Genomic DNA, 13,767 nt, shown 5'->3' with positions numbered 1-13,767 from the left:
AAAGTGACCTTTACTGGTCACTTAACTCAATTGAATTCTTTAAATCTGCTATTTTCTTTGTAGAACTTTCTACTAGCTTTGCTAAAGGAGTAAAGTCTTTACTATCTTTAAATTCATTAGTCGGATCAATCAGATCAGGATTATTTACTTGACTCAGAGAGAGCGAAAGCTTTCCCTCACGATTATTGATAATAACTACCCTGATCTCATCTCCAATACTGTACTTGTTCCTAGCACTTTCCCACTTATCACCAAAATCTTTATGAAAAATCAAGCCATGATGATGGTGCGGTAAAGTCACAAAAATCCCAAGTTTAGTAATATTGTTAACTTTAGCATTAAGTCTTAATCCAATTGGAAATTTCACTAATAATCCTCCTCTTTATCAGGAAGAGTATATATTGATTCGCCAGATTTAGAATAGTAGAACTTATAACGTATTACTTTAGCCACATAATCAGGATCTTTCAGATCTGCCACTTGCGCCTTTAATTTTTTATTAGTTTTATTAACTTGGTTTAACTCTGTCTTATTCGTTTGAATTTGACTATTAATTCTACCCGTTTGTACATGGACCATAATTAACTGTAGTCCAAAAATTAAAATTGCAATTGCAAAACAAGCAACAATTCGGTTTCGCCGAACGCGATGAACTTCTTTTTCTTTCCTAGCTGCTTTGCGCCGTAAGCGCGCCAAGCGTTCTTCATCGCTTAAGGCATTATAAAGTCGTGGCCCTCTCTGCATACGCGTGTCCCTGCCTTTTCGTTTACATTCTAAATCTTAATTATATCACCACTTGTTATTAATATAACACCTTACTCTTCCCTTGTCATTAATCAATTAGCTCATACAAATCGCTTGCTTCAGCCTTCTTAGTCGTTTCTCTCAAGTCAAGTACACGAGCTTTCAATTGTTTCGTACCGAATCCGATTTCAATAACATCACCGACTTTTACGTCATAACTGGATTTAACTACTCGATCATTAACTTTTACTCTCCCTTGATCTGCCATTTCTTTAGCAACTGTACGTCTCTTAACTAATCTAGATACTTTTAAAAACTTATCGATTCTCATTTTATTTTCCTCTCTATCTTTGAACAATATCGCTCGCCGCTGCCAAAAATACATGTAATTCATTAAATAATTGTCTAGTGCTCATCTTTTTTTTAAGTTCAAGCATGACATTCATTCTCTTTTGTGGATCCATATTAATCCTAGCTCTTAACGACACATGTTCTAATGCCTTAAAAATATTTGGCCCTTCTAATTCTTCACTAGCACGATTATTGAAAATAACCTGTAATTTATCATCTGACTTCTGATTAATTGCTACAACTTGAGCTAAATCAGCATCTGCTTTAACTTTTGACACATTTAACAGATTTTCCACCGCTAATGGATAATCTCCAAAACGATCAATTAATTCATCAGCAATACTTTCTGCTTCTTTTTGATCATTAATCCCTTTAATTTTTTTATAAAATTCAATCTTCTGTTCCTGATCAGCAATATAATCATCGGGAATATATGCTTCCAAATTAAATTGCACTTCTGCATTAGATTTAACAGCAACTTTCTTGCCTTTACGTTTCTTAATTGCATCATCTAGCATTTGAGCATATAGATCATAACCAACGCTATCAATAAAGCCGTGTTGCTGTTTTCCTAGCATGTTGCCGGCTCCTCTAATTGACAAGTCCCGCATTGCAATCTTAAAGCCAGATCCCAATTCAGTAAAATCGCGAATAGCACTTAGTCTTTTTTCACCAATTTCCGTTAAAACCTTATTAGGCTGATACAAGAAATAGGCATAAGCTAAACGAGCACTTCGTCCAATTCGACCACGTAATTGATAAAGCTGACTTAATCCATAGTGATCTGCATTTTCAACAATCATTGTGTTGACATTAGGCATATCAACTCCAGTTTCGATAATTGTTGTTGTTACTAAGATATCAAACTCATTTCTTGAAAAACGATACATAATATCTTCCATTTGGTTTTCGCTCATGCGACCATGAATATATTCAATTTTAGCTTCTGGTATCAGTTCTTCTAATCGGCTAACTACTTTATCAATGTCATCAATCCGATTATGCAAGAAAAATACCTGTCCATTTCGCTTCATTTCTCTAAGAACTGCTTCGCGTACAACACTAGGCATCTCTTCCATGACATAGGTTTGAATTGGATATCGATTAGTTGGCGGCGTTTCCATTACAGAAAGGTCTCTCACGCCAACCATTGACATGTGTAAAGTACGCGGAATTGGCGTAGCTGTCAAAGTCAAAACATCAATATTAGCTTTTAATTCCTTTAATCTTTCTTTGTGCTTAACGCCAAATCGCTGCTCTTCATCAACTATTAATAAACCAAGATCTTTAAACTTTACATCTTTTGATAATAAGCGATGCGTACCAACAACCATATCAATTTGACCATTTTTTACACCTTCAATTATCTCCTTTACTTCAGCAGGAGTTTGAAAGCGCGATAAAAGCGCACAATTGACTGGCAAATTTTTAAAGCGATCTTGCATTGTTTCAAAATGTTGCTGTGCCAAAATAGTAGTCGGTGCTAAAAATGCAACTTGCTTTCCATCACGAATAGCCTTAAAAGCAGCTCTTAAAGCAACTTCAGTCTTACCAAAACCTACATCTCCAACTAAGAGGCGATCCATTGGCTTAGGGCTTTCCATATCCGCCTTGATTTCTCTAATTGAACGCAATTGATCAGGCGTTTCTGGATAAGGAAAAGCATCTTCGAATTCTTTTTGTAAATCATCATCTGGACTAAAGGCAAAACCTTTTTCAGATTCACGTTTGGCGTATAGTTCGATTAAATCATCTGCAATATCTTCAACCTTTGATTGAACTCGTTTTTTGGTCTTGGCCCACTCTGCACTTCCTAATTTATTAATATGAGGAACTTTACCCTCTGATGCCACGTATTTTTGAACTAATCCTAATTGATCAGCTGGAACAAATAATTGATCATGATGCTGATAGGTAATTGTTATGTAATCGCGTTTTTTACCATCTACATCTAACGTCTTAATTCCCTCAAAACGACCAATACCATGATTAACATGAACGACATAATCACCTGGCTTTAATTCGTTATAGTTTCGCAAACGCTGAGCATTTTCGAGTGTTTTAATACGTTTACGATGGTGTGGTCTTTGATTAAATAGTTCACGTTCAGTTAAATACACTAAATTCAAACTAGGAAGTGCAAAACCGTGTGCAAAATCACCAACAGTTATTTGAGCTTTTTTTATCAAAATTTGATCAGATTTAACAATCGGAAGATCAACACCATAATCTACCAAATTTTGAGTGATTTGCTTAGCACGAGTTGCAGAATCAGCCTGTAAAATAACCGTATTTTCTTCATTCGCAAAGCGCTTCAATTCACTCTTAATTAACGGCATTTGACTAAAGAATTGCTGGACTTCTCGCGTAGTAAAATTAAGTATTTGGTCAAATTTTAAGCGACCCATTCCTTTTTGAAACAGTGAAAATATTACCTGTGCTTGTTTCACCTTTTGAACTACTTGCTCAAAATTATGTCGTAATTTTTGGCTATTTAACATTGCACCTGCTTTTATTTCTTCGGAAATAAAAGCTTCATTTTGAGCATCTACATCAGCAACATTCTTTTTGATTGCTTGCCAATCATCAAATAAAAGTAGTCCATTTTTATCAAGATAATCAATCAAATTGAATGACTTTGGAAGCAAGTAATCAACTAAAAAAGCATAATTTTCAGGAAGTCCATCCGCTTCAAGCAAATCAATTGCTTTAACAAAATGATTTTTAACATTTTCTTCTTTGGCAATTGATTCCTTCATGTCTTGTTTTATTTTCTTAACTGCCTCATGAAGATTACGACTAGAAAACACTCTATCTAAAGCCGGGCCGATTGAAACAATATCTTTTTCTTCTAAGCTACGTTGTGTTGCTGCATCAAATTCTTTTACGGTATCAACCTCATCACCAAAAAATTCAATTCTAAAAGGATTTTCTTGGTCTAAAGGATAAACATCAAGAATATCGCCACGACGAGCAAATTCTCCTGGACGTGCGACAATATTTTCTCTACGATATCCAGCTTGTGTGAACCATGCAGTTAATTCATCTAAGTCAAATTCTGCCTCAGGTTTAAATACTTGCTTTGCTTTAGTAAAATCTCGCGGATCACTTAACTTATATTGCAATGCTTGCGGAGTAACTACTACAATTCCAGCTCTTTTTTCAGTCAAAAACTTCAAAGTTTGCAGTCTTTGACTTAGCTCATCTGGAGAAGCGATAGCAGTTTGTGTTGCAATTGTGGCATCAACTGGAAAACTAAATACCATATTATCAGGTAATAAGTTTCCTAGTTCATCTAAAAGCATCTGTGCCTTGTCTTCACTATCTTCAACCAAAATTAATGGGCGCTGCCAAGTGCTTAGCATTTGCATCAAGACAGCACTAAAAGCTCCAGAATTTACTCCAGTTAAAAGTGAACGTTTTTCTTTTGGAACTTTATTAATAAAATTATTTAAATCTTTGTCTTTATTAAGTAATTCTGTAATGTTCATTCTAATTGTACTGATTCATTAAATACTGGGCATTCTTCCCCTTAATGAAATCGTTAATGATATTTTCGCTAACATCAAAAGCTGCATCCATTAACTTTTGCTGTTCATCATTAAAAGGACTTAATACCCAAGAAACAACGCTTTCTTTTTGCGGATGACGAATTCCAATCTTTAATCGGTTGAAATTATTTGTTCCTAAACAGGCCATAATACTCTTAATTCCATTATGACCTCCTGATTTTCCATTTGCACGAATTCTGATCTTCCCGATTGGCATATCCATGTCATCGTGAATAACTAAGATATCTTCTGGAGCAATCTTAAAGAAATTGGCCACTTGCGCAATTGACTTTCCGGAATCATTCATAAAAGTTTGCGGTTCAAGAAAAATCACATCTTCGCCGTTAATCTTCTGCTTAGTCCATAATCCTTCAAATTTATCCTTATCTAAATCTAAGTTGTTTTTGTTTAAATAATGGTCTAATGCCATAAAGCCAGTATTATGCTTGGTCTGATCATATTTTTTACCCGGATTTCCTAAACCTGCAATTAATTTCATTATTTTTCATCCTCTTTGACAAATATCTAATTCTATATTCTTTCGCTCTTGAGATTATAGCACAGGCTTACTTACAAATAATAAACTACATCTTTAAAGTTATATTTTTAATTTTTAAATTTCAATATGATATAATCTTATTGTTAAATAAATCACTAATATGGAAGGAAGTATTAGCAAATGTCAGAAGAAAAAATTCATAAGATTATTCTTGTTGGTGACGGTGCTGTAGGTTCTACTTACGCATTTTCATTAGTTCAACAAGGTATCGCCCAAGAATTAGGTATCGTTGATATCGTTAAAGAAAGAACTCAAGGTGATGCTATTGACTTAGCAGACGCAACTCCTTGGATTGCACCAAAGACTATTTACTCTGCAGAATATTCAGACGCAAAAGACGCTGACTTAGTAGTTATTTCTGCTGGTGCTCCACAAAAGCCAGGTGAAACTCGTCTTGACCTTGTTAACAAGAACTTAAAGATTTTATCTTCAATTGTTGAACCAATCGTTGAATCTGGATTCAATGGTATTTTCTTAGTTGCTGCTAACCCAGTTGATATTTTAACTCACGCAACTTGGAGAATGTCAGGTTTCCCTAAGGATCGTGTTATCGGTTCAGGTACTTCACTTGATACTGGTCGTCTTCAAAAAGTTATCGGTGAAATGGAACACGTTGATCCTCGTTCAGTTAATGCATACATGCTTGGTGAACACGGTGATACCGAATTCCCAGTATGGAGCTACAACAATGTTGGTGGCGTAAAAGTTAGCGACTGGGTAAAGGCTCATCCAGAAGTTGGTGAAAACAAGCTTGAAGCAATCCACAAAGAAGTTGCTGACATGGCTTACGATATCATTAACAAAAAGGGTGCTACTTTCTACGGTATCGGTACTGCATTAGCATTTATTACTAAAGCTATCTTGAACAACGAACACAGAGTTCTTCCACTTTCAGTACCTATGGACGGTGAATACGGTTTACACGATCTTCACATTGGTACTCCAGCAGTTGTTGGTCGTCACGGTTTAGAGCAAGTTATTGAAATGCCATTAAGCGCTGACGAACAAGCTAAGATGGAAGCTTCTGCAAAACAATTGAAAGAAGTTATGGACAAAGCCTTCAAAGAAACTGGCGTAAAAGTTCGTCAATAATTAAGACTTTTTCTACGGAAGAGCATTCACTTATCGTGAATGCTTTTTTCTTCTTCAAATTAAAATTGTTTAATCAGACTTTAATTTTTATATAAAACTATGGTATAATGGCTTGTAAATTTCAGATGTATGGAGGCTAATCATGCTAATTAAATCTCTTGTTTATAAAAAAGATTACTTAACTACAGTCAACGAAAAAGCTACTCTTGCCGAAGCATTAAAAATCTTAGAAGACTCCGGTTTCCGTTGTGTTCCTATTTTAGATGATACAGGAACTATTTTCCGCGGAAATATTTATAAGATGCATATCTACCGTCATAAGTCCCAAGGTGGCGACATGAATCTACCTGTAACTTACTTGCTTAAGAATGCTACTAAAACTATTAAGGTAAATTCACCTTTCTTCCGTGTATTCTTTAATATTAAAGACCTCCCATACATCGCTGTATTGGATGAAGAAAACCACTTCTATGGAATTTTAACTCACGCTCGTTTACTAGACATGCTTTCCGATGCTTGGAACATTAAGAATGGTTCTTATGTTTTAACTATTCTTTCTGACAATGATCGTGGTAACTTAGTTAAAATGGCAAAAATCATTTCTAAGTACAGTAATATCGCAGGCTGCCTAACTTTAGATGTTAAAACTGGCGAACTAGTTCGTCGTAATTTATTTACTTTGCCAATCGGTGTCTCTCGCGAAACTATGACTGCAATTGTAAATCGCCTAGAAAAGAAAGGCTTTGTAGTTCCCGAAATTGAAGATCTTCAATCTGGACTAACAATTCGTAGCGCAGAACAACCTGGGGAATTAAAAGATTAAATTTTAATCAATAAAAAAGCTCGCTTAGCCATTTTAATTTGGCTAAACGAGCTCTTTTTAATTTAATCTTCGTAATAAACACGCGGTAAACGATCGTTCAATAAGCAAGCAACCTCATAATGGATTGTATCAACATAATCAGCTGCTGCTTTAATATTATTTGGATCATCAGGATTATTAGAAATAATTACTACTTTAGTTCCAATCGGCATTTCTTTTGGCATTTCAACCATGAACTGGTCCATACAAATACGGCCAACAATTGGGCAATATGCATTACCTACCTTAACTTTAAAACCTTGGAATTTTCTGATAAAACCATCTGCGTAACCAACTGGCACTGTTCCAATAATCGTATCCTTATTGGCAACAAATGTCGAACCATATCCAACCCCATCGCCTTGATGAATTGTCTTCACATGTGTTAATTCACTCTCAAATGATAAAGCTGGATCTAAGGCAATTTTTGACTTCAAATCAGTTGAATTAGGATTAGATGAAGGATTTAAGCCATAAATACCAATTCCAAATCTAACTAAATCACTCTTAATTCCATCATGAAAAATACTTGCTGCAGTATTATCAACGTGAATCCACTTTGGCTTTACTGTAAGCAAACTCTTCATATGGTTAAATTTTTCACATTGATGTTTAAAGTAAGTTTCATCACTGCTATCAGCAGAAGCAAAATGAGCAAACATTCCTTCAATGTAAAAATTGTCATTATTTTTCAAAAATTTGTTAGCAGCAATAAAGTCCTTATCTTCATTAAATCCGATTCGACCCATTCCTGAATCAATACCTAAATGAATTTTCAATTGTAAGTCTGAATTTTCTAAATATTTTTCTGCTTCTTTAAGCCATTCTAGGTTTGGAACAGTCAGTGAAATATCATTGGCTGCAGCAATAGGAGCATATTCAGGAGAAACAACACCTAAGACTAAGATCGTTTTAGTAATATCTGCACGCCTTAATTCTAACGCCTCATCTAAAATTGCCACGCAGAATCCAGCAGCTCCAACCTGATCTGCTAATTTAGCTACTTCTACTGCGCCATGGCCATAACCGTTAGCTTTTACAACAGCAAGCATCTTTTGGCCTGGCTCAAGATGCTGCATTTCATTTTCAATATTTCTCTTAATTGCGCCCAAATTAACCTTTACTACAGCTGGGCGATGAATACCTGGAACCATTAATTTAATTCCTCCAAAACTACACCTGTTATAATCTCATGATCATCATGCGTGATACTGGCAAAAATATTTCCAGAAAACTTAGTCGACGTCATTACTGGATGTCCTAAATCATCCCATAAGGTTTCAATATCTTGAAAGCCAACATACTTACCTAGACCTGTCCCTAATGCCTTAGAAAAAGACTCCTTTAATGAAAAACGTCCACCAAGATATTCAACCTTTCGCTTTCCTTTTAATTGTTGATATTGTGTAAATTCCTTTGGAGTTAACACTCTTTTAGCGAATTTATCGCCTTTTTCAACAATTTTTTTCATGCGTTCAACTTCAACAGAGTCAATTCCAAAGCCTCTAATCATTATTTTTACCTCACACATTGATACATTATATTACAAAAAAGAGCTGTAGCAACTACAGCTCCCAATTAAAAACTAGTCTTTTTTCTTAATTACAAAGTCATGTTTTCTACCACCACGACGGGCATTTGGCTTACGATGATATCTTTCATTACGATCGCCACCACGCTTGAAGTTACGTTTAAAATGGCGATTATTGTTACCATGCTTTGACTTAAATGGCAATGGCTTTTCAGGTGTAATTTTTACCTTTACGCTTTCAGCATCTTTAGATAAATTCTTTAACAAGGCAGCTACTAAATCTACAGCAGAATAGTCATCAAGTAGTTGTGATGCTTCTGCAGTATATTTAGAAAGATCACCATCTAATAATTCTGTTACCTTCTTATTTGCTGCACTCAATTGTCCCTTAAATGCTTCTTCATCTGTTGGCGGTTTTAGCGGCATCATCTTTTTATGCGTTAATTGTTCAATAGTACGCATGTAGCCAATTTCATTTGGTGTAACAAAAGTTACTGACATTCCGTTTTGACCAGCACGTCCAGTTCTACCAATACGGTGAACGTAAGAATCTGGATCTTGTGGAATATCATAGTTATAAACGTGACTTACACCAGAAATATCTAATCCTCGGGCAGCCACGTCAGTTGCTACTAAAATATCAAGCTTACCTTTACGGAATCTCTTTAACACGCTCATGCGCTTAGCTTGAGAAAGATCACCATGAATTCCAGCAGCGTTATAGCCGCGAGCTTGTAAACCACGTGTTAATTCATCGACACGTCTTTTGGTTCTACCGAAAATAACAGCCAAGTCAGGATTTTGGACATCAATCAAACGACATAAAATATCAAATTTTTCGTTTTCTTTTGCTCTTACAAAATACTGATCAATTAAATTGGCAGTTAATTCTTTTCCCTTAATTTTTACAATTTCGGGATCATGCATAAATTTCTCACCAATTCGTAGAATTGGCTTAGGCATGGTTGCTGAGAAAAGCAAAGTTTGATGTTTACTTGAAGCATAATTCAAGATGCTTTCAATATCTTGAATAAATCCCATATCAAGCATTTCATCTGCTTCATCTAAAACAATTGTTTTCACCTTAGAAATATCGATTGTTCCACGTTTCAAGTGATCTAATAATCGTCCTGGTGTTCCTACTAAAATTGCTGGGGTTTGCTTTAAAGCACGAATTTGACGACGAATATCTGCCCCGCCATAAACAACTTGGACACGAGCCTTTTCATCCCTACCCAAACGGAATAATTCTTCTTGGGTTTGAATAGCGAGCTCACGCGTTGGCTCAATAACAATGGCTTGAATCGAGTCGTGTTGTTTATCTAAATTCTGTAAAATTGGCAAACCGAAAGCAGCAGTTTTACCAGTACCAGTTTGTGCCTGACCAATTACATCTTTTCCCTCTAAAACTAAGGGAATAGTCTTTTCTTGAATTGGAGTAGCTTCTTCAAAACCTGAACGTTTAATAGCTTTTAAAATTTCAGGTTTCAAGTTCATTTCAGAAAATTTCAAATATCTAATTCCTTCCTACATTAGGCGGTCTAAAACCTTTTCTAAATGCATTCCATGTGATCCTTTTAGCATAACAATATCATCTGGCTTAATATCATTCTTTAAGTCATCAATCATATGATTCATTTCATCTTGTGGATAATAATGCAAGTTGGCTGCTGGATACTTATCAACAAGTGCATCATATAAATTCTTCATTTCTGGGCCATACAAATATAATTCGTTAATAATTGCTGGATCTAACGCATTAGCAAGTGAAGCATGAAGCTCAGCAGATTCATCCCCAAGCTCTAACATGTCGCCTAAGACTGCAATTCTACGTCCGCCATCTTTAACCATCACCTGACCAAATGAAGTAGTAACAGCCTTAACCGCAGTTGGATTTGAGTTGTAAACATCGTCCATAATTGCTTCGCCTACGTCTCCCTTCTTCCACTGCATTCTATTTGCAGTTGGGGTAAAGTTAGCTAAGGCTTGAGCAATTTGTTCATCATTTTCGCCAAAGTGACGTCCTACACTAATTGCCGCAAGAGCATTTGATACATTATGCTTACCAATCATTGGAATTTTGAATTGCTGCTCTGAATCATTTACTTCAAAAGTAGCATGGTGCATGTAAGACCTAAAAGTAGTTGCAAAAACAGTATCTTCTTCTCTAAATCCAAAAGTACTCTTGTCTTGCTTAATCTTAGCTGCACGTTCTTCTAACAATGGTTCATCGCCATTATAAATAAACTTACCGTCTTCTTTTAAGAAATCGGTAATTTCCATCTTAGCATCAGCAATTTTATCCCTAGTACCAAAGAATTCAATGTGAGCTTCGCCAATCATGGTAATCACGCAAACATCTGGTCTTACTAATTCACTTAAATGATGTAATTGTCCTGGACGATCCATTCCCATCTCAAGTACTAGAATCTCAGTAGATGGCTTCATCTCTAAAATGGTTACAGGAACACCAATTTCATTATTAAAGTTGGCTTGTGTCTTATGAACGTTAAATCTTTTAGCTAAAACAGCTGCAACCATGTCCTTGGTTGTAGTCTTACCGTTAGAACCAGTAATTCCAACAACGGTTGGGTTAACTTTACCTAAGTAATATTTAGCTAAAGATTGAAGTGCTGTTAATGGATCCTCAACTTCAATAACTGGCACATCAGTTGGCTTACCTTCATGACCTTTTTTCCACAAAGTTGCTTCTGCTCCATTTGCCATTGCATTCGATACAAAATCATGTCCATCCCTTACACCGGCTAATGGGATAAATAAAGAATTGGGTGTTGCTTTTCTTGAGTCAAAAACAACAGAAGTGATGACCTTATCTTCTCCCATATTAACTGAACTATTTAATGCTTTGGCGATCTCAGCAAGTTGCATTTTCATAATAAATAAATTACTCCTACCTAAAATTGCATGTAACCATATTATACTGATTTACACTTATCAGAAAAAGGTCACCTGCATATCAATAAGAATTATACCACGTTAATCATGAAAAAAGAGCAGTCCAAAGTGGGCTGCTCTTTTGGTAAAAAATACCAAGAATTATTAGTTCTTTGAAGAAATACCGTACTTCTTGTTGAATTTTTCGATACGACCATCTGCTTGTGCAAACTTTTGCTTGCCAGTGTAGAATGGGTGAGAATCTGAAGAAATTTCAACACGAACTAATGGGTAAGTCTTACCTTCAAATTCAATTGTTTCTTCTGGCTTTAAAGTAGAACCAGCTACGAACTTAGCACCAGTTGCTGAGTCCATGAAAACAACTTCTTGGTAATCTGGATGAATCCCTTTTCTCATTGTTTAATACTCCTTTGCCATGACCAATATTTCAGATCATAGATTATTTCACGACTAGTTAAGAATAGCACCTTTCTAACCATAATTCAAGCTATTTTATAGTTACGACTTCAAATCCTAGTCTTCTTCAAGCTTAATTTTTTCGTTTACTTTTATCGCAGTAGCATCAATTTTTTCTAGACCACTGTTGATTGCAAATTTATAGAACAATAATGATGCAATACTAATAACCAAGAAATCCCAAGGATATGAAATCCAATTTTGACCGCCAAAACCATCACTACCGCAATAAGACATAATCGAGATAAATACTAAATAACCTAAAAGCCAAGCAGCATGCTTAAACTGTGACTTAAAATTTCTTTTTTGATATTTAACCTCATAATAGAAATAAATCGGTATGCCTAACACGATTACCAAAATAACTTGAATTGTTGTTGGCCACATTGTCCAATAAATAGCCAAACTAGTTAGTACAAATGTTAATGGAGCAAACCATCGCATATATACTGGCTTATACGGGCGGTCTAAGTCAGGTGCTATTTTTCTTAAAGTAATCGTAGTTACTGGACCAGTTAAATAAGCAATTAAAGTTGCACAAGTGATTACCGTTGCTAATAAATTCCAATTTCTAAAAACACTAACTAAAATCATCGCTAAGATTAAATCAGCAACCATCGCAAAGCGAGGTACTAAGTAGCGTCGATTGAGTCTACCTAGCCAAGCTGGTAAATGTTTAGTATGAGTCATTGCAGCCAATGCTCTAGAAGCCGTTGCTACAAAAGCTACCCCAGTACCGAATGGCGAAACAAAGGCATCCATATACAGTAAGATAACCAACCAATTAATTCCTAACAAAATTGCAATATCCGCAAATGGAGAAGCAAAGTTAATTCCTTGCCATGAGTTTTTAGCAATTATCGCAGGATCTACTGCGCCAATAAAGGCTATTTGAAGCAAGATGTAGATAGCTGCAGTTACCAGCATCGATATCAAAACTCCGCGAATAATATTTTTACGTGGATTCTTTAATTCTCCACCAATATTAATAATCGTCTGAAAAGCATCATAAGACATAATAATCCCAGCTCCGGAAGCTGCTTCAAAAATTGCTCGACTTCCATAAGGCATAAAAGTTTTCACATCATGACCAAAATTAGCAGGGTGAAAACTAGATGCAAATAACATGATAATTGTAATTGTAGGTAGTAAAACCTTGAAAACAGAAATCAAGTTAGTAAAGTGCGTCATAATCTTAATTGACCAAAAGTTAATTAAAGTAAAAATAATCATGAACGCAAACACAACTAATAATCCAGGTGTCGTTATATTACCACCTTGCATAAAATGATGGGTCCAATTTGCCCATTTCCAAGGCCATGAACTCATATATTGAACTGCAGCAACTGCTTCCATTGGTACTAAAGTTACTAAAGAAATCCAATTTGCCCAAGCAGCAATAAAGCCAAGCATGGGACCATGACTATATTGAGCGTATTTGCTCATTCCGCCACTCTCAGGAAACATCGCTCCGAGTTCAACATAAGTTAGAGCAATTGCAATAATAATAACTGCACCAATTATCCACGACAAGATAGCTGCTGGACCTGCAATTTTGGCTGCTGATCCCGATCCAAAAAGCCATCCCGATCCAATCAATGAATTAAGGGCTAGCATTATTGCTGAAAATAAACTTATTTTATGTCCTTTATTATTCACAGCTTCCCCCATTTTTATTATTAAATACACACTTAAAACAATTAAA

13 protein-coding genes are annotated in these 13,767 nt (G+C 35.6%); 2 read left to right on the top strand and 11 right to left on the bottom strand.

Annotation, left to right across the window (positions count from 1 at the left end; genetic code table 11):
* Positions 1 to 10: 10 nt before the first annotated feature.
* The 5 genes from LpgJCM5343_RS01350 to pth all read right to left on the bottom strand — a co-directional run bounded on the left by LpgJCM5343_RS01350 (position 11) and on the right by pth (position 5,145).
* Positions 11 to 367, bottom strand: a complete 357-nt coding sequence (locus LpgJCM5343_RS01350; protein WP_003649478.1) for a S1 RNA-binding domain-containing protein — start codon at positions 365 to 367, stop codon at positions 11 to 13.
* Positions 367 to 744: an FtsB family cell division protein gene (locus tag LpgJCM5343_RS01345; protein WP_003647843.1), complete on the bottom strand. Its 378-nt coding sequence runs from the start codon at positions 742 to 744 to the stop codon at positions 367 to 369. Before LpgJCM5343_RS01345 ends, LpgJCM5343_RS01350 begins: the two co-directional genes overlap by 1 nt.
* An 88-nt stretch (positions 745 to 832) precedes the next feature.
* Positions 833 to 1,075 carry an RNA-binding S4 domain-containing protein gene (locus LpgJCM5343_RS01340; protein WP_003649479.1) on the bottom strand — a complete coding sequence of 81 codons (243 nt, stop codon included), beginning with the start codon at positions 1,073 to 1,075 and terminating at the stop codon, positions 833 to 835.
* A 13-nt stretch (positions 1,076 to 1,088) separates the two neighbouring features.
* Positions 1,089 to 4,586 carry a transcription-repair coupling factor gene (gene mfd / locus LpgJCM5343_RS01335; protein ID WP_101890953.1) on the bottom strand — a complete coding sequence of 1,166 codons (3,498 nt, stop codon included), beginning with the start codon at positions 4,584 to 4,586 and terminating at the stop codon, positions 1,089 to 1,091.
* A 1-nt stretch (position 4,587) separates the two neighbouring features.
* On the bottom strand, positions 4,588 to 5,145 hold the full coding sequence (pth, locus tag LpgJCM5343_RS01330; RefSeq protein WP_003649481.1) for an aminoacyl-tRNA hydrolase: 558 nt from the start codon (positions 5,143 to 5,145) through the stop codon (positions 4,588 to 4,590).
* A 180-nt stretch (positions 5,146 to 5,325) separates the two neighbouring features.
* Here pth and LpgJCM5343_RS01325 point away from each other — a divergent pair, with 180 nt between their 5' ends.
* Together LpgJCM5343_RS01325 and cbpA are read left to right on the top strand one after the other, a co-directional pair.
* On the top strand, positions 5,326 to 6,297 hold the full coding sequence (locus LpgJCM5343_RS01325; protein ID WP_003649482.1) for an L-lactate dehydrogenase: 972 nt from the start codon (positions 5,326 to 5,328) through the stop codon (positions 6,295 to 6,297).
* A gap of 142 nt (positions 6,298 to 6,439) precedes the next feature.
* On the top strand, positions 6,440 to 7,120 hold the full coding sequence (cbpA, locus tag LpgJCM5343_RS01320; RefSeq protein WP_003647846.1) for a cyclic di-AMP binding protein CbpA: 681 nt from the start codon (positions 6,440 to 6,442) through the stop codon (positions 7,118 to 7,120).
* Positions 7,121 to 7,182: 62 nt separating this feature from the next.
* On the opposite strand, the gene alr is transcribed toward cbpA, so the two are convergent.
* The 6 genes from alr to LpgJCM5343_RS01290 form a co-directional block, all read right to left on the bottom strand.
* Positions 7,183 to 8,313: an alanine racemase gene (gene alr / locus LpgJCM5343_RS01315; RefSeq protein ID WP_077959396.1), complete on the bottom strand. Its 1,131-nt coding sequence runs from the start codon at positions 8,311 to 8,313 to the stop codon at positions 7,183 to 7,185.
* Positions 8,313 to 8,672: a holo-ACP synthase gene (acpS, locus tag LpgJCM5343_RS01310; protein WP_077959395.1), complete on the bottom strand. Its 360-nt coding sequence runs from the start codon at positions 8,670 to 8,672 to the stop codon at positions 8,313 to 8,315. Before acpS ends, alr begins: the two co-directional genes overlap by 1 nt.
* Positions 8,673 to 8,744: 72 nt before the next feature.
* Positions 8,745 to 10,202: a degradosome RNA helicase CshA gene (gene cshA / locus LpgJCM5343_RS01305; protein WP_003649485.1), complete on the bottom strand. Its 1,458-nt coding sequence runs from the start codon at positions 10,200 to 10,202 to the stop codon at positions 8,745 to 8,747.
* Positions 10,203 to 10,217: 15 nt separating this feature from the next.
* Entirely contained in the window at positions 10,218 to 11,585 is a 1,368-nt protein-coding gene (locus LpgJCM5343_RS01300) for a UDP-N-acetylmuramoyl-tripeptide--D-alanyl-D-alanine ligase (protein WP_020807233.1), read from the bottom strand.
* A gap of 165 nt (positions 11,586 to 11,750) precedes the next feature.
* A complete protein-coding gene (locus LpgJCM5343_RS01295) occupies positions 11,751 to 12,002 on the bottom strand; it encodes a type B 50S ribosomal protein L31 (protein WP_003647850.1) in 252 nt (83 codons plus the stop codon).
* A gap of 117 nt (positions 12,003 to 12,119) precedes the next feature.
* Positions 12,120 to 13,733, bottom strand: a complete 1,614-nt coding sequence (locus LpgJCM5343_RS01290) for an APC family permease (protein ID WP_101890952.1) — start codon at positions 13,731 to 13,733, stop codon at positions 12,120 to 12,122.
* Between the last annotated feature and the right edge of the window lie 34 nt (positions 13,734 to 13,767).

Source organism: Lactobacillus paragasseri (genome assembly GCF_003584685.1).
GTDB classification, from domain to species: domain Bacteria; phylum Bacillota; class Bacilli; order Lactobacillales; family Lactobacillaceae; genus Lactobacillus; species Lactobacillus paragasseri.
Note: the sequence above shows the minus strand (reverse complement) of the source record. Positions and strands in the feature narration are given on the sequence as shown.

Excerpts from the sequence above, each read along its gene's own strand:
- alr (WP_077959396.1), bottom strand. The coding sequence starts at position 8,313 with ATGGTTCCAGGTATTCATCGCCCAGCTGTAGTAAAGGTTAATTTGGGC.
- pth (WP_003649481.1), bottom strand. The coding sequence starts at position 5,145 with ATGAAATTAATTGCAGGTTTAGGAAATCCGGGTAAAAAATATGATCAG.
- LpgJCM5343_RS01290 (WP_101890952.1), bottom strand. The coding sequence starts at position 13,733 with ATGGGGGAAGCTGTGAATAATAAAGGACATAAAATAAGTTTATTTTCA.
- LpgJCM5343_RS01345 (WP_003647843.1), bottom strand. The coding sequence starts at position 744 with ATGCAGAGAGGGCCACGACTTTATAATGCCTTAAGCGATGAAGAACGC.
- LpgJCM5343_RS01340 (WP_003649479.1), bottom strand. The coding sequence starts at position 1,075 with ATGAGAATCGATAAGTTTTTAAAAGTATCTAGATTAGTTAAGAGACGT.
- cbpA (WP_003647846.1), top strand. The coding sequence starts at position 6,440 with ATGCTAATTAAATCTCTTGTTTATAAAAAAGATTACTTAACTACAGTC.
- acpS (WP_077959395.1), bottom strand. The coding sequence starts at position 8,672 with ATGATTAGAGGCTTTGGAATTGACTCTGTTGAAGTTGAACGCATGAAA.
- LpgJCM5343_RS01325 (WP_003649482.1), top strand. The coding sequence starts at position 5,326 with ATGTCAGAAGAAAAAATTCATAAGATTATTCTTGTTGGTGACGGTGCT.
- LpgJCM5343_RS01295 (WP_003647850.1), bottom strand. The coding sequence starts at position 12,002 with ATGAGAAAAGGGATTCATCCAGATTACCAAGAAGTTGTTTTCATGGAC.
- LpgJCM5343_RS01300 (WP_020807233.1), bottom strand. The coding sequence starts at position 11,585 with ATGAAAATGCAACTTGCTGAGATCGCCAAAGCATTAAATAGTTCAGTT.
- mfd (WP_101890953.1), bottom strand. The coding sequence starts at position 4,586 with ATGAACATTACAGAATTACTTAATAAAGACAAAGATTTAAATAATTTT.